Genomic DNA, 15772 nt, shown 5'->3' with positions numbered 1-15772 from the left:
AGGAAACAAGATTGCGTCATACCCCCTTTCGGATCAGCGCCACCCTCATCGTTGCCAGCGTCCTGCTCCTGCTGGTGCTGAGATCACTACCCACGCGCCCCGAACCCGGTCCTGAACTGATCCAGGTAGAAGGCGGCTCTTTTATGGCCGGCAATTTTCAGGTTCCCATGCGTAACTCCGACGGTGAGTTGTCCGTGCAATGGGTGGCACAGCCGGATCAGGGGGCTCTGGAGCCCTACCCGGTAGAGGTCAACGCCTTTTCCATCATGAAAAAAGAGGCAACTAACGCCTTGTACGATCGCTTCTTGAAGCAAACCAAGCGCCCTGGGCGCTGGCAGCCGGTAAAAGGCGATGGCGAACAGGTCGCCAATATGCCCTACGACGAAGCCGAAGCCTTTTGTGCCTGGTTAGGAAAAAACAACGGCCTGGACATGCGCCTGCCTACAGAGGCTGAATGGGAATACGCGGCCCGCAGCCGTGGCCAGCCCTTTCCCTGGGCAACCGACAACGGCCAGTGGCAGGCAGGCCGCAACTTGCCTGAGCAAGGCAATGAAGCAGACAAAAACAAGACGGGCGCCTTCCCACCCAATCCGCTGGGCATTCAGGATATGGCCAATGGCCTGCATGAATGGGTGATCTCAGACCCGACCCGTGATCCAGCCCACGTACGGATTTTCAAAGGCGGCAGCAATGAGGGAGCCAGCTCACGCCACACCATCCCCACACGCGGCATTGTCTTTCCCTTGTCGGAAGCGGCTATTGACGCCAAGCCCGAACTGGCTCGTCTGAAAGGCCGCCCAGTAGGCACTGTGTATTTCCAGCACTCCACCGCGCGTTGTGTGGCCCCCTTGAAAACCAACGGCACGCCACCCGTATCGGCCACGCAAAACACCATCCTGCCACCGATTTTTGATGATGTAACGGACAAGCGCAAACCAAGCGACGAACCTTAAACAATCCCCGGCGGCAATCCACTGGTACAGACGGCCACAACCTTGGCGTCGTCTTCGCTGGTGGATAAATAGATATGTCCGATACCGCTGTCAAAATACGCTGACTCGTGGGCTTCCAGAAACAGGGTTTCGCCAGTTTCAAACTGAATGGCAATAGAGCCGGACAGCACGATCACAAACTCCTGCCCAGCGTGACGGATATAGTCGTCAAACTCGCTGGCATCGCGTGAATCAATCACGGCCAGAATCGGATTCATGTGCTTGCCGCTGAGCTCGCCAAACAACAGACCGTATTCATAGTTGCGGGTGGCATAGCCAGGGGTGGCCGTAGATTTATGGCTGGAAATGCCCACTTCGGTGGTGGGCAATGGCTGCGCAGTTTCCTGATCGGGAACGGCAAACAAAGAACCGACTTCAATATTCAGGGCACGGGCCAGGACCACAAACTTTTCATAGCTTAAAGTGACCTGCCCCAACTCTGCTTTGGAAATGGTAGATAGCGCCAAGCCGGTTTTTTCAGACAACTGCTTGAGTGTCTGTTTTTGATTATGTCGGGCTTGGCGCAGGCGGGTTCCTACCTGTTCCTTGCTGAGCAGTTCATTACGTAGCATTCCTGGATTGTAAGCGGCGCAAACGGAACCAGGCAATCAGAATCCAGGCCATCAAAACAAAGCCCAGGTAACCAAAAAACGGGTATACCGTACCCACCAGATTGATGAAACCAATCTTGGCGCCCACCAGTCCCAGCACCCCGGCAATAGCCGTACCGATATTGAATTTACGGGTATTGGGCGTAAAAATCCGGGCCGAGAAGGAATACAGCACACCCACCGAGGTCGTCAGAATCATGGCGAAAATCACCACGGACATAATGGTTCCCAGCAGTTTGGACTGTTCAGTAGCCAGCATCAGCATGGGCAAGGCCGCCGAGCCAATCGTATCGATACGGCCAAACACACCAGCGCTGATCAGCACGATCAAAAAGCCCAGCAACAAGCCACCTACCAGTCCACCGAGCAAGGCGTTGCGCCGAGAAGTCGCTTGCGCACCGGCAATCATCAGGAACGGCGCCCCCACCACCATGTTGTAGGACACGTACAGCAAAGAGCCAACCAGCCAATGCCCCGCACCTTGTGGTTTAGTCTGCGCAATCACATCCAGTTCTTCTAATGGCAAATCCCGCGTATTCCAGCTGTAAATACACAGGAAAATCATCATCAGAACCAGGATGGGCGTGACGCTGCCAATAAAGGCCATCACCCGATCCACGCGCAAGAACACAATCAGCACGGTAATCAGCATGACGGCGATACTGCCGTATTGCGCCGGCACGCCCCATTGCTGCTCCATCAGCGAGCCGCCACCAGCAAACATCACCACGGCAATCGCATACATGAAGAAGGTAATCATGATGTCGACCACCACACCCAGACGCGGCCCACAAATCAGATACAAGCCCTCTTTGAAGGAATGCGATACCGAAACCTGGCTAAGCTCCCCCACCGCCATGCCCAGTATCGTGAAGCACAGGCCACTGACCACCCCTCCCAGCAGCCCCCAATACCCAAAGCTGCTGAAAAACTGCAATATCTCCTGTCCTGATGCAAAGCCGGCCCCCACCACCACACCGACAAAGGCCATCGCAATGCCCAGGATATTTTTTATATTCGACATGCTTTCTCCTCCGGGAGATCAAAGTGCTGCTGTTTTTATGTTCTGAAACGAGCGGGTGATACCACAGCCGGATCAATATTCAAGGCCTTCAAAGAATCCGGCAGATCCTGCTTTTGCAACAAACTGGCCGCCAGCAAGGACGCGCCTGCAGCGGTTTGAATCCCATAACCACCTTGACCGGCCAGCCAGAAAAAACCGGGGCAGTTTGCATCCTGACCAATCACCAGCTCACCATCAGGAGCAAAACTGCGCAGCCCCGCCCAAGTGTGGCTGGGACGACGGATACGGAGCTGAGTGCGCTCTTCAATACGGTAAATGCCGGTGGCCACATCCAGCTCTTCAGCCACGACATCATGGGCATCCACGTCGTCGGCATTGGCCGGTGAACCCAGCAACATGCCGGCATCGGGCTTGAAGTAAAACTCTTCGCCAATATCAATGACGGCGGGCCAGTCACGATGATCCACACCTTCGGGCGGCGAAAACAGGAAAGCGGAACGGCGTTTGGGTTGAATGCCCAAGGCCTGCACGCCACAGCGTTCTGCCAAGGTATCAGCCCAGGCACCCGCCGCATTGACCAGCACACGAGTGCGCAAACTTGCAGGCTCGGCGTTGAGCTGAACTTCCCAACATTCGCCATCCCACTTGGCCGACACCACTTCCGTATCCAGACGCAGTTTCACACCCTTGGCTTGTGCACCTTTCAGAAACCCTTGGTGCAAGGCATGCACATCCATGTCCTGACCCTGACCGTCATACAAGGCACCGGCCAATTGCGCAGGGTCCAGACAGGGCACCATGGCCAAGGCTTCTTCGGCACTCAAGCGGCTGACATCCAGACCTTGTTCATGCCAATCCTGATACTGGCTGTCCAGCAAATCCTGCTGATCGGCGGTCCCCACATACAGCACACCGCGCGGCAGCAAAATTGGCTGATCGCTAAAGCCCGCGGGTGGATGGCTGAAAAAATCATTGCCCGCAACAGTCAAGGCACGAATCGTTTCCGTACCATAGGTTTCAACAAACATCGCAGCCGAGCGTCCCGTGGAGTGATACGCAGCGTGGGACTCTCTTTCCAGAACCAGCACTTGGGCACTTTCGGGCAAACGGTAGGCCAAAGACACGCCTGCCATCCCGGCTCCAACAATTACGTAGTCGTACACCATAAAATTCTCATATCCGATAATTGAGGGCTAATAGTAGGTCTTTCCAAGAAAAACATCCAAGAGGGTTTTTACTAGGCGGACACTTCGGACTTCGTGGGCAAAGCCATGCAGCGTCTGATCGACGGCTATTACACCGTCACGGACGAAGAGTTATACCGTTTGATGGTCATTGCCTACGAACAGGACAAGGTCAAACTGGAACCCTCCGCCCTGGCTGGCGTGCCCGGCATGGCGCGGGTATTGAACTCGCCTGAATATCTGCAGCGTATGGGTTTTACGCATGTTCAGCTGGAGAACGCTACCCACCTGGTTTGGGGAACGGGCGGCAGCATGGTGCCGGAGACGGAGTTTCAAACCTATCTGGATAAGGGGCGCAGCCTGTAAGCGGAAACAGACAGAACAGGCTCTTAGGCAAGGCTGCGCCTGTTCAATCTTCTGACGTAGGGCCGGACATCAAACTCCGGCTCTTTGCCTCTGCCGCCACACACCGGGCGAGACTCCTTCCAAACGGCTGAAAGCACGGCTCAGGCTGGACTCATTGTCATACCCCACCTGCGCGGCAATTTGCCCTATCGTCTGCGAACCGACTGCCAACAAAAGCTTGGCTTTATAGATACGCCAAGCCGTCAGATACGCCAAGGGAGCCTGCCCGACAGCCGCCTTGAACAAAGCAGAAAAGGTGGACCGGGACAGCCCGATCAGTGCGCCCACTTCCTCCACCGACCACGGACGCGCAATCTGCTGATGCACAGCTTGCAAGACCGGGGCCATCCTGGGGTCTCGAATACCCGCCAACAGCCCTGCCCCCAAGGAGGCACAGTGCGATAAAGCCCGCATCACCTGAATGAACATCACATCAACCAGGCGGGCGTTAATCAGCTGAGTTCCGTAATCCCGGCTTTGCGCTTCGGTTTGCAGCACATGCAGGATGCTTTTTATGGCGACAGCATCTTCCGCCCTCAAGCGAGTGTGTACCAAGGGGCCAAGCGCACTGAACAGGGGTTCGGCAGCCAACTTGTTAAAAGCAAAGCGGGCCGTCACGATTTCAGTCAAAGCTCCATCGCCCCCATGGATGATCGGCTCAGCACGCGGATACCGAGCCAAAGTCTCACAGGAAACCAGCGGATTTTCCTTGCCGTCACACAGCGAGAATTGCACCCCTGGTTGAACAAGCATGCAGGTGTCCGCTTCCAGCAGGACGGGATCGGCCCGCTGCTCTCCCTTCAAATAACACCCCCCTTTGCTGACAATCAACAGCCGCGCATACTCGCCGGTGTCAAAGCTGACGCCCCAAGGCGCACGCAGTTGGAAGCACGCATACAAAGCATGCTGCAAACGCATGCCATCCAGAATTTCATCAAAGGGGTTCATGACTATCAGACGATAAGACAGGAAAATCGGATTTTTAACTATAGATCGTCTGAAGCCTCAAGCCTAGCATGCTCCATGCAAGTATCAATAGGAGCATGCATGGACACCTACCGTTTTACACAATATGGCAGTTTGGACTACCTGACACGAGGTCAGGAACCGCTTCCCGAACCCGGTCCCGGACAAGTGCGGATTCAAGTCATGGCCTCGTCCTTGAACTTCAGAGACCTGTTGGTCATGAAAGGTACATTGCGCTATCCCACTACGCCAGGAGCTGTACCACTGTCAGATGCAGCAGGAATCATTGATGCCCTTGGCCCCGGCGTGCAGCGCTTCAAGTTGGGCGACCGTGTCATCAACAGCTTTTTCCCGAACTGGTTCGGTGGCCCAGCCTACGCAGGCCGGGAGCAATATGGTGTTGAGCATGACGGCTGGCTGACTCAATATAAAGTCGTGTCGGCAGAGGCCTTGTCGCCTATGCCCGCCCATCTGAGTTTTGAAGAGGCAGCAACCCTGCCTTGCGCAGCCTTGACGGCCTGGTCCGCACTGGCCGGTATTAATGCAGGCGATACAGTGCTGACACAAGGAGCAGGTGGCGTGTCCATTTTTGCCATTCAATTAGCCAAGGCAATGGGAGCCTACGTCATCTCCAGCACTTCTTCAGACAATAAGTTCGACACGCTGCTGCAGTTAGGGGCTGACCAGGTTTTCAACTACAAAGACACGCCAGAATGGTCCGAGCTTGTACGAGACTACACGCACGGCGAAGGCGTCAATCGTATTGTCGATGTCGGTGGTCCGGTGACAATTGCACAATCCATCAAAGCGATTGCTGTAGGTGGGCAAGTGTCCTTGATCGGCTCCTTGGGAAAATCCGTGCAATCGCTGGATGTCATGGATCTGGTCTTTAGTCAGGCCAACTACAAAGCCATTGGTGTAGGTAGTCGCAGTGATCTGGAAGCCATGAATCGAGTCATTAGCCAGCACCGGATCCATCCGGTGATCGACCGGGTCTTCGATTTTAAAAACGCTCATGAAGCCTACCGCTATCTGCAACAGCGCGATCGCTTTGGAAAAATCGTGATCCATCACTAATGACGGAGTCCGGGCATAAGATAAATCAAAGCTAATTGAGAAGCAGTTGTAATACAATCCCGCCATGTCTATCCACCGGCACAGCTCTCTCGCTAAGAATGGCATAGCCTGGCAAGTTCTTTTTTGCCTGGCGATCCTGTCATTTCTAAGCCGTTCGCTGGTCCCGGCAGGCTACATGCCCGATAGCTCGGGTGAACAGAATGGCTTCTTTTCCGTCACGCTTTGCGCCCCCGGAGGAACGCCCAGCACGATCTGGATGAGCCTGACAGGACAGGCCGATCCGCCGCAATCCAATGAACACGCGGATATGCAGAAGTGCCCTTACGCACTGGTCCTGTCTCAAGTAGCCCTACCCAGCGCTGATATGGCAAGCCTGGATGTCCCGGTGGTTCACCAGCCTTTGTTGCTAGTACACCGTAATCAGAGCTTGCCGCCCCTGCCTGCCTTGGGGCCACCACTAGGGTCACGCGCTCCCCCTGTCAACCTTGCTTGATCTCTCGTCGTCGACTGCCGTATGTGCAGTCGCTTTTCAGCGAAGTCATTCAAGGTTTTTTTATGTCTATTTTTTGTGTTTCTGCACAGGCATGCGCCGTGCAGACCGCCCCTTTTTCGCGCTCTCGTCACTCGGCACAAACATCACCACGCACACGAAGCAGCGTCCTGGCTCTGACCTTGCTGTTTTCCAGCTCCTGGACCAGCCTTGCTCATGCACAGACGCCAACACTGGCTCCCGTCATCGTCACTCCAGAGCGTGGTAAAAGTCTGACCGTTCCAGACCTGCAAAGCGCTCAAAAAACCATTGAACAAGTCGCGGGCGGGGTGGCGCTGGTGCCCGAGAGCGCCTGGCGTGACACTAAGGCCGCCACCGTCAAAGACATGCTGGACTACACACCCGGGGTGTTTGCACAGCCCAAATGGGGAGATGATGCACGTCTGTCCATACGTGGCTCGGGTCTGTCGCGGTATTACCATCTGCGCGGCATCAGTTTGTACCAGGATGGCATTCCATTAAATGACCCGGACGGCAGCAGCAATTTTCATCGCATCGACCCTACTGCCTACCGCTATACCGAGGTCTATAAAGGCGCCAATGCCTTGCAGTACGGAGCCGCTACTTTAGGTGGAGCCATCAACTTCGTCACCCCCACCGGCCATGATGCCGACGCCTTTCAAGGGCGTCTGGATACCGGTAGCTTTGGCTGGCGGCGCGTGCAACTTGGCAGCGGTTTTGCGGGCGAGAAGCTGGATGGCGTGATTTCCGGCTCCTGGCAAACTCAAGATGGCTACAGAGAGCAGAGTGCTGGCCATTCCTCGCGGGCCAGCGCAAACCTGGCTTGGCGGCTTTCAGACCGGTCAGAAACCCGTTTTTACTTGAGCGGCTATCAAATTCACCAGGATATTCCCGGCTCGGTCAGCCGCGATCAGGCTCTGAATAATCCACGGCAAGCTGCCAAAGCCAATAAAGAGCACGACTGGCAGCTCAACCTGGACGGAGGCCGCATTGCCAACCGCACAGTGCTGGTCATGGGAGAGACTCAATACGAACTGGGTGGCTGGTTCGAGCAAAGCTCACTACGGCACCCTATTTATCAGTTTGTTGATAGAGACACGAGCAGCTACGGCGCTTACGGCAGGCTGGTCAACACCAGCCCGCTTGCAGGCAGAGACAACCGCTTCACGCTAGGCTTGACTTGGTCGGCAGGCAAGATTGATGCTCAAAACTCTGTAAACGTAGGAGGCAAACGGCAGGAGAAGCTGTCTGCCAGCAAAGACAGGGCCAGCAACCTGAGCGCCTATGCCGAAAACGCCTGGAGTCTTGGTTCGGACTTGTCCCTGATTACCGGCCTGCAGTACATGCACGCCCAACGTAAGCGTCAGGACTTGTATAACGGCGGCCTGCCCGCCACCCGATCCGGGGACAAGAGCTACAACTTCTTCAATCCCAAATTAGGCCTGTTATGGGATGCAGGTCCGCAGTGGCAAATCTACGGCAATATTTCCCGCAGCGCCGAGCCGCCAACTTTTGACGACATGACGTTCTCGACCCGCAATGATCTGGATCGTCTGCAAGCTCAACGTGCCACCACCTTCGAAATAGGCACCCGGGGGGAAAACGGAAACGTGGCCTGGGACGTCTCCCTGTACCATGCCCGCGTCAAAAACGAGCTGCAATGCATCAGCGCGCCTTGGAACATTTGCGACAAAACCGTCAACGCAGATCGCACAACCCATCAAGGCATAGAGCTAGGTGTGCAATGGACGGCCGCTCGTAGCTTGTTGGTGCAAGGTCTGCAAAGTGACAGCCTGGACATTAAAGGCGCCTACACCTACAGCAACTTCAAATTCGACAATGATCGGGACTGGAACAACAATCAAATGCCCGGCGTACCCAAGCACTATCTTCGCGCAGAGATTATCTATAAACACCCTTCGGGCTTTCACATTGGCCCCAATGTGGAATGGGTGCCCCAGGCCTATTACGTCGACAACGCCAATACCACCAAGACCAGCTCCTATGCCTTGCTTGGCTTGCGAGCCGGATGGGAACTCGGCCCCTACTCCTTCTATATAGATGGCCGCAACCTGACAGATCGTCGATATATCGCCAGCGCCAGCATTACCGACTATGCCACAGCCTCCTCGCCCTTGTTCGAGCCGGGTACAGGGAGATCGGTCTTTGCCGGTGTGCAGATCCAGTATTAATTCCACTTTTTTTATCTTGCTAAGGGGTTTGTCATGCCCGTCAAATCGCCACTATCGCGCTTTACACGCCGGATCACTGCCTCTTGGCTGCCAACAAGTCAGCTAGGCACTCTGCTCGGGGCGACAGCCCCACCCTGTCTTTTATTAGCTTGAGAAACAAGGAGTCCTTATGAAAACCGCTTCACAACATCACCAGACCTTCAAAGTGGCACTCCATGGGCTTTTCTTCGCCATGGCTTTATTCATCTTGTTCGCTATGTTCACGGGCATGGCTCGCGCTGCACCATCAGAGGCCGATCGCATCTCCCAAGCCATGAAGGCGATTTGGGACAGCCCCGAAGCCCCTCTTGTGGTGGAGCCTATCGTAATCGAGGGTGACTACGCCCTGGCGGGTTGGACGCAACTGACACGTGGTGGTCGTGCGCTATTAAAGAGTCGTCATGGGGAATGGAATGTTCATATGTGCGGTGGCGATGGCTTGAACGATGTGGAGACCCTGACCATGGCAGGCATGAGCACTGAAGCAGCAGAACGCCTGGTCAAGAACTCCAGCGAGGCTGAAGCCAAACTGCCCGCCGAGGTCACCGCCAAATTCTCCACCTTTGGAGACAATATGGTGGTGGATCACAACCATCAACCCGACTAATCCAGGAAGGAGAACCCGCTGCGCAAGGACTGAGTCAACAAGGAATCAGTGCACCGGGCCGGATCGCCGGATCGCCGGATCGCCGGGCCGCCGGATCGCAACTTGCCCTACTCAGTCTGAGTGTGGTCATGCCCGCACTGGCCACACTTCTTGCGCGGAAAGGGCGAATAACTGGTGAACAAGCTCTGGCTACCCATGAACGGCGACAAACCGCACTTTGGGCAAGTAAAAACGGTCATGGCTACCAAGCCCTGGCCCAGAACATAAAAGCCAAAGACTAAAAACCCGAAGGTCCCCAACACACGGTCGAACACAGGCAGCCCAAAATACAAGGCGACCAGGAGCAAGATATTGAACAAGGTGAACAGCCAGGCTTTTTTGTAGAGCGACATTAATGACCTTTTAAAACCAGCTCCCACAGCCAGGAAGTGATTTAGCGATTTAATTCAAGCGTGGACAGTTTACGGGATTCAGTCCGCATGGGAGAGGACTGAGCAAGCTGGTCACAATTTCGCCCCGGCCGTGACAAGCAGGCAGCTATCCCGCACAAACGATGAATGTTTCTGAATGCAATGTTCCGGCAATACCCATCCCTCATGATCTAGGATCTTCCAACAAAATCCCATTACGGACCATGAACCTCGCTTCCTTGCCCTCTCTTGTCCCAGCCCGACAACAGCTCCTGCGAGCCTTAGGTATCGCCCTGTTGCCCTTGGCCTTAGCTGCCTGCGACAGCGGCTCCAGCACAGGCGGCAACCACTCTTCCAAAGCCCCCGTCGTCACGCCACCGGTGACTGAAGAACCGGAACCACCTCGCAACACCGCCTATCTGGACAGCAAGGCAGGCGATGTCATCAAGGTCCGCATCGAAGAACTGCATCCCACCCAATCGGCCATTGGCTACGATCAGGTTTACTACAAGCTGGGACGCTGGCAAGGCGATCTGGATCGGCCCACTTGGGCTAAGGACCCCAAACAGCAACTGGACTACCTGAATCGCACCATCGGCAAAAAGTTTGACGACTACTGCGAGGATATGGGCGGAACCGAACGTGCTCAAAAATTTCTGACCATCGCTGAAGCTCAAGCTGCCCGCCTGGACCAGCCCACCACCTATCTGTGCAAAGACCCTCTGGGCTCGCAAACAGAAAACCTGAAAACCGTGGTCGTAGGCTGGGACGGCAATCTCTATCTGACCGATGGCCACCACACCTTCTCATCCCTGCGCGAAATCCCGGACGGCGGCCCCAAACTGCCCGTCTGGGTAAAAGTCAGCGCCAACTACAGCGACATCCGCGAAGCGTCCGCCTTCTGGGAGCGCATGAGCAAAGAGAAACTGGTCTGGCTGCGTGATGGTGAAAACCAGGCTATTACTGTCGAGCAACTGCCTACCCGCGTTGGGCTGGCCAGCGAAAAAGAAGCCGGTGGCATGCAGGAAGATCGCTATCGCTCCCTGGTGTATTTCACCCGCGACCTTGCCTATAAAAACGGCAAGCTGCCTGAATACGCAGAGTTTCTGTGGGGCGACTGGCTGCGCCGCCAAGCTTCCGAGGGCCAACTGCCCAAGCTGGACGAATACCAGATGGCCCCACCCGCCACACCGGCCCAGATTCTGGCGGTGAGCACCTTGAACAAGACCTTGAAACCCGGTGGTTCAGACGACAGCTACGCGGCTGCCGTGCGCGATGCAGCCTTGAAAATGACGGCTCTGAAAGACACGGATCTGGTCTTTGAAGACCGTGATGCAGCAGCTTTAGGCCGTATCGTCCTGGAACCGGACGCTGCCAGTGACTCCGACACTAAAACAGCGCGCGACACCCTGGAAGAACTGCCACGCAACGACGTCAAATCTGACGGTAGCCCACGGGGTGCAGGAAAGCTGTGGTTTGCAGTGAACTACCGCAATTGCGGCAAGCCTGCGGCGGGGACTTGCTGGGGGTGGTAATACAGCTAGTCAGGACCTGATCAAATAAAAAGCCCGCAATGCGGGCTTTTTAAATAGCTAGACGCACCGCAACAACTTGGACTATCCCCACTCTTGAGACAAGCGAGCAATCCCTTTCACCAATACTCATCAAATCAAGAAGAATGCGTCCATCGCCATTCAAGAAAAAAATAGCTATGATCGACAGGCTATTGATCAAGGGAACAACAAATTACCCTATGAAATAACATCAAGAAATTCATAAGGCGCAACGATTTACTGCGGAAAAAATCAAGAAAAACATCCTGAAATCTCATGCCCCTATCAATCTTGAGAATATAAATCGAACGAACAAGCAATGACGACGAACGCAGTTCAAGCTTTGAGGACTTTACACAAGAAAAATTAAGCAAAAGAAGAAAAGGAGCAATTCGGCTCCTTATTTTTTAGAAATCAAGTAACAAAATTTTAGTTTGATAGAGGAAGGTGAGATAGCGTTATGAAAACAATCGCAGTTTTAGCTCTTTCGACCGTATTGGTTGGTTGTTCTACTTATGCTGTTCCACGATACAGCATCTCTACCGATACAGTAGTCGCTCTACGGGCTGTTGGCGATGTAAAGGCCAGTGTTGGGGACTTCCGTAACGACAGTCCCACAAATAAAGACAGTCAGCCTGGGGAAATCATGTGTCGTGCAGTCGGGCCCATCAAAACACCTGATGGAGAAAGCTATGCCGACTATGTTCGCAAAGCGCTAATTAGCGAATTGATCATCGCAAATATTTATGAAAAAGAATCCACCCTTGAACTTACAGGCAGGCTGACTACCCTGGACTTTGACTCCATGGGCGGAACATGGACAGTGGGTATGGAACTTAGCTCTTCAAATGGAAAGTCAATTGCCGTCAACAACACCCATAAATACACCTCCAGTTTTTATGGTGAAACGGCATGCAATCAAACGGCACAGGCAGGCTTGGGTGCCATTCAGGATGCGATCCGCGCACTGGTTACCCACGCGGATTTCAAAACACTTCTGGCGGAAGAATCCAAGTAGGCCAAACACAGGCACACAGCCTCCAAATCATCGGTCTGACAGGGTTGGCCTCAATCCTTGCACAAGGTACACCCTGGAAAGCTTTCTGCAGCACAGACACCATTAAAGAAGCCAGGAGCCACCTGGCTCCTGAGCTTTACAAGCAAATCATCATTGGAGAGATTATGAAGATGAGAACAGCCTTGATCGGAGCCACTGCTTTTTGTATGTCATCAGCCGCGTATGCTGCTGAGCTACCCCGATACGACCCAAACTCCTACTGTGAAAGCGTCTCCGCTGTTTCAGGAGGTTCGGCAATGATCGCAAACGAATGCATCAAAATGGAGCAGACTGCCTACAACAACTTGAAAAGAATTTGGGAGTCTGTCCCTAGCAAGACAAGCACTTATTGCGACCGCGTGGCACGCACGACCGGCGGCAGTTATTCCATTTTAGAGAGCTGCATCGAAATGGAAATAAGCGAATCCGGTGCTCCCCAAAAGTTCCAGTTTTAAAACAGTCACTCCAAATAGATAAGCGGCCGTACGCAGATGACCAATCAAGCTCAAAACTCCCCCATCATTCTTCATGAATGCACCGTCCTGGGCGCTCCCGGATTTCCGTTTCTACCCGGCGATAGTGTCAATCTCGTTTTTGAAGGTGACACGGTAAGCTGCAACTCGGCTACCAGAACCATCCCCTTCTCTCTAATCGAAGTGGCCGATCTCTCTGTCAATGGTCCCGGCACAGTCGTAAGCGGCGGAGGTTTTATTGGAGGTGGATTCGATGTCGATGGGGCACTGACCGGGATGGCAATAGCAGGTGTCTTGAATGCCTTAACCAGCAAGAAAACGACACAAACATTTATTGTTTTGACCACGAACTTTGGTGAACTCCATCTGCACTACAGCCTGATGGAACCCGCAGCGCTACGCATATTTCTGGGCGGTATCTTTGTCCGCCTGCGCTTTCTGAACACCCAATGGCGCCATGAAAGAGCAAGAGTGATCGAGGATCAACTGATCAGCGGCACAATTTCCGACGCAGAAGCAGAAACCTTCAAGGCAAGACTGCTCTCTTCGCCAAATTGGCCAGACCCGGCTCTGGAAGCAGAACAAGCGCGTCGGGAAAACAAGCGGCTTGCTGACCTCGGTCCTAAAGGCACATGTCCAAATTGCGACCAAATAATCCCTTTGCTCAGCGAAACCTGCCCGCATTGCCGGGCGAATTTTGGAGAATACGCCTCCTGGAGCGTTATTCCTTTGAAAGCCTGATCCTGCCCTACCCGCCATTGGCGGGTACATCCCATAAAACCACTACAGCAATAAAAAAAGGCCTACAGCAAAAATGCTGTAGGCCTTTTTAAATTTGGTCGGAACGGAAGGATTTGAACCTTCGACCCCTTGCACCCCATGCAAGTGCGCTACCAGGCTGCGCTACGCCCCGAAAGAATTAAACTATAACCCTGTTCTTCCTTTCTTGCAAGTGTTTTTTAGATTTTTTCTTTCGATTCGAGATTATTGATAGTTAATCCCGGTGTCGATTGAAATCCACACTTGTCTGAACAGGCGGTCTGATTTTCGAAGCTCATTTTACCGAGCTAATCCGCATCAAAACCGTGAAGGCAGGAGTATACCTACTTAGGTAAAAAATGCAAAGCTATTGTGAACAGGCCCGCCCTTCTGATTGCATGATTCGCCATTGAGACAGGCTGGGGCCACCGGGATACAGCAGGCGCTCTGCCGGCAAGCGTTCCCATGGCAAGTCTGTGGTGCGCATGGAAACGCCTCCCGGGGCGGCTCCGACAATGATACGGTCACTGATACAGCCAAAGTCCGCCCTGAAATGTACAGCGCTTTTCAAGACCAGTATCTTCATCTGCTCCGGCTCTATCCCCACAAAACGGAACATGCTTTGATCTGCCATTTGCGACTTGTAGGAGGCCAGAACGATACGCACGCCCTCTATGCGCAAACAGGCACTAGGCCCCAGGTTCATGGCACAGCCTGCGTAATACGGACCGGTGGCGGAGAACTGACCATCAGATACGGACTCGATATAGAAGCGTGCATGCAAGGGCATATCACCGGGAACATCGGATTTACCCCCCAGGGACAGCTCGATGCTTTTACCAGCCCCTGCCTGGTGGACCAGAGCAGCGCTTTCCGGATCCACGATCAAGCCTAAAGCCGCATCGGATACCTTGGCTTTCAGCAAGGCACGCAAGAGCCCACAGGTATCGGAGCTAGCACCGCCGCCGGGGTTATCGTGTGCATCGGCAATGATCACCGGGCCTTTTCCAGGGTGACTCAGCGCCCATTGCACAGCTTCGTCCGGTTCGTACAGCTTGCCTTGGAAGCCTTGGGCTTTATCAAGCACCTCGTCCAGAAAGCCTGCCAAACGGCTATCGGCTTCTTCCTGCGTCTGCGCATAGGCCCACAAAACCGCTCCGCATTCGGGCACGTCCGCAGCAGGAAAGCCCATGGCGAAGGACACGCTCCCCTCACCTTCTATTTCTTCCAGCGATGACAAGTGATGATACAGGCTGGCAGCTGGTTCCATGTCGGTGCTTTGCCAGATCGCTGGGATCAGGAAGGGCAGTCGATGCCAGGCCAATTCAGGGCGACGACCGCTTTGCAGACATCGCATCAGCGCCTGGAAAGTACGCTCGCCCGTTTGCCCCATATCCACATGCGGGTAGGTTTTGTAAGCCACCAGCATATCGGCCTGCGCCAGCATGGTGTCGCTGACGTTGGCGTGCAAGTCCAGACTGGCGACCACCGGTACATCCGGTCCCACCATCTCGCGCACCAGAACCAGCAAATGCCCTTCCCCATCATCGCGATGCTCAGCTACCATGGCGCCATGTAAATCCAGATACACCGCATCCACGGGCAGAACTTGCTCTAGGCGGTACAGAATCTCCGCCACGATTGCCTCGTAAGTCATTGCCTCGACGGGCGCGGAAGGACTGGCGGCGGCCCACAGTAGCGGGACGCACTCGACCCCGGCTTGTGCGGCGGCGGCCATAAACCCGGCTGCCGGGATATTGGCCCCACGCAAGGCAGGCTCAATGGCCTCGGCGCGGCACATACCTGGCCAGCCGCCCCCATGCTCAAAGTCCGCCATCGTTGCCATGGCCGGGCCAAAGGTATTGGTTTCGTGCTGAAAACCCGCTACTGCAATACGCATCACTTGTCTCCG

16 protein-coding genes and 1 tRNA gene are annotated in these 15772 nt (G+C 54.5%); 10 read left to right on the top strand and 7 right to left on the bottom strand.

Annotation, left to right across the window (positions count from 1 at the left end; genetic code table 11):
• Positions 1 to 11: 11 nt before the first annotated feature.
• Entirely contained in the window at positions 12 to 953 is a 942-nt protein-coding gene (locus M2Q46_RS03330; protein ID WP_257113542.1) for a formylglycine-generating enzyme family protein, read from the top strand.
• Here M2Q46_RS03330 and M2Q46_RS03325 read toward each other — a convergent pair.
• The 3 genes from M2Q46_RS03325 to M2Q46_RS03315 are packed head-to-tail and all read right to left on the bottom strand — an operon-like array spanning position 950 to position 3793.
• Positions 950 to 1564: a helix-turn-helix domain-containing protein gene (locus M2Q46_RS03325; protein ID WP_035273216.1), complete on the bottom strand. Its 615-nt coding sequence runs from the start codon at positions 1562 to 1564 to the stop codon at positions 950 to 952. The genes M2Q46_RS03330 and M2Q46_RS03325 overlap by 4 nt on opposite strands.
• Entirely contained in the window at positions 1554 to 2627 is a 1074-nt protein-coding gene (locus M2Q46_RS03320; protein ID WP_035273217.1) for a membrane protein, read from the bottom strand. Before M2Q46_RS03320 ends, M2Q46_RS03325 begins: the two co-directional genes overlap by 11 nt.
• 35 nt (positions 2628 to 2662) lie before the next feature.
• On the bottom strand, positions 2663 to 3793 hold the full coding sequence (locus M2Q46_RS03315; RefSeq protein ID WP_035273219.1) for an FAD-binding oxidoreductase: 1131 nt from the start codon (positions 3791 to 3793) through the stop codon (positions 2663 to 2665).
• Between the two features lie 105 nt (positions 3794 to 3898).
• Here M2Q46_RS03315 and M2Q46_RS03310 point away from each other — a divergent pair, with 105 nt between their 5' ends.
• Entirely contained in the window at positions 3899 to 4177 is a 279-nt protein-coding gene (locus tag M2Q46_RS03310) for a D-serine dehydratase (RefSeq protein ID WP_302356793.1), read from the top strand.
• A gap of 69 nt (positions 4178 to 4246) precedes the next feature.
• Here the strand turns inward: M2Q46_RS03310 and M2Q46_RS03305 are convergent, their stop codons facing one another.
• Positions 4247 to 5164, bottom strand: coding sequence for an AraC family transcriptional regulator (locus tag M2Q46_RS03305; RefSeq protein WP_302356792.1), 918 nt, complete (start codon positions 5162 to 5164; stop codon positions 4247 to 4249).
• A 99-nt stretch (positions 5165 to 5263) separates the two neighbouring features.
• Here M2Q46_RS03305 and M2Q46_RS03300 point away from each other — a divergent pair, with 99 nt between their 5' ends.
• The 4 genes from M2Q46_RS03300 to M2Q46_RS03285 all read left to right on the top strand — a co-directional run bounded on the left by M2Q46_RS03300 (position 5264) and on the right by M2Q46_RS03285 (position 9608).
• On the top strand, positions 5264 to 6259 hold the full coding sequence (locus M2Q46_RS03300) for an NAD(P)-dependent alcohol dehydrogenase (RefSeq protein WP_302356791.1): 996 nt from the start codon (positions 5264 to 5266) through the stop codon (positions 6257 to 6259).
• Between the two features lie 64 nt (positions 6260 to 6323).
• Entirely contained in the window at positions 6324 to 6752 is a 429-nt protein-coding gene (locus M2Q46_RS03295; protein WP_367997704.1) for a DUF2946 family protein, read from the top strand.
• A 62-nt stretch (positions 6753 to 6814) separates the two neighbouring features.
• Positions 6815 to 8962, top strand: coding sequence for a TonB-dependent receptor (locus M2Q46_RS03290; RefSeq protein ID WP_302356790.1), 2148 nt, complete (start codon positions 6815 to 6817; stop codon positions 8960 to 8962).
• Positions 8963 to 9131: 169 nt separating this feature from the next.
• Positions 9132 to 9608 carry a copper uptake system-associated protein gene (locus tag M2Q46_RS03285; protein ID WP_083053569.1) on the top strand — a complete coding sequence of 159 codons (477 nt, stop codon included), beginning with the start codon at positions 9132 to 9134 and terminating at the stop codon, positions 9606 to 9608.
• A 107-nt stretch (positions 9609 to 9715) separates the two neighbouring features.
• Here the strand turns inward: M2Q46_RS03285 and M2Q46_RS03280 are convergent, their stop codons facing one another.
• The gene (locus M2Q46_RS03280) at positions 9716 to 10000 is read right to left on the bottom strand and encodes a hypothetical protein (RefSeq protein ID WP_137430454.1); all 285 of its coding nucleotides are present in this window, start codon (positions 9998 to 10000) and stop codon (positions 9716 to 9718) included.
• 242 nt (positions 10001 to 10242) lie between these two features.
• Between M2Q46_RS03280 and M2Q46_RS03275 the strand changes: the two genes are divergently transcribed.
• The 4 genes from M2Q46_RS03275 (at position 10243) to M2Q46_RS03260 (ending at position 13842) form a co-directional block, all read left to right on the top strand.
• Positions 10243 to 11553, top strand: a complete 1311-nt coding sequence (locus M2Q46_RS03275; protein ID WP_302356789.1) for a ParB/Srx family N-terminal domain-containing protein — start codon at positions 10243 to 10245, stop codon at positions 11551 to 11553.
• 478 nt (positions 11554 to 12031) lie between these two features.
• Complete coding sequence (locus M2Q46_RS03270; protein WP_031232077.1) at positions 12032 to 12589, top strand: hypothetical protein; 558 nt, start codon at positions 12032 to 12034, stop codon at positions 12587 to 12589.
• Between the two features lie 296 nt (positions 12590 to 12885).
• Positions 12886 to 13083 (top strand): hypothetical protein, encoded by a 198-nt coding sequence (locus tag M2Q46_RS03265; protein WP_302356788.1) that lies wholly within the window; start codon positions 12886 to 12888, stop codon positions 13081 to 13083.
• Positions 13084 to 13119: 36 nt separating this feature from the next.
• Complete coding sequence (locus M2Q46_RS03260) at positions 13120 to 13842, top strand: zinc ribbon domain-containing protein (protein ID WP_009454248.1); 723 nt, start codon at positions 13120 to 13122, stop codon at positions 13840 to 13842.
• A 95-nt stretch (positions 13843 to 13937) separates the two neighbouring features.
• Here the strand turns inward: M2Q46_RS03260 and M2Q46_RS03255 are convergent.
• A tRNA-Pro gene (locus tag M2Q46_RS03255) sits at positions 13938 to 14014 on the bottom strand.
• Positions 14015 to 14227: 213 nt separating this feature from the next.
• Entirely contained in the window at positions 14228 to 15760 is a 1533-nt protein-coding gene (locus tag M2Q46_RS03250; protein WP_302356787.1) for a M81 family metallopeptidase, read from the bottom strand.
• Positions 15761 to 15772 lie beyond the last annotated feature (12 nt).

The organism is Alcaligenes sp. YSL9 (genome assembly GCF_030515105.1).
Classification (GTDB): Bacteria; Pseudomonadota; Gammaproteobacteria; order Burkholderiales; family Burkholderiaceae_B; genus Alcaligenes; species Alcaligenes phenolicus.
Note: the sequence above shows the minus strand (reverse complement) of the source record. Positions and strands in the feature narration are given on the sequence as shown.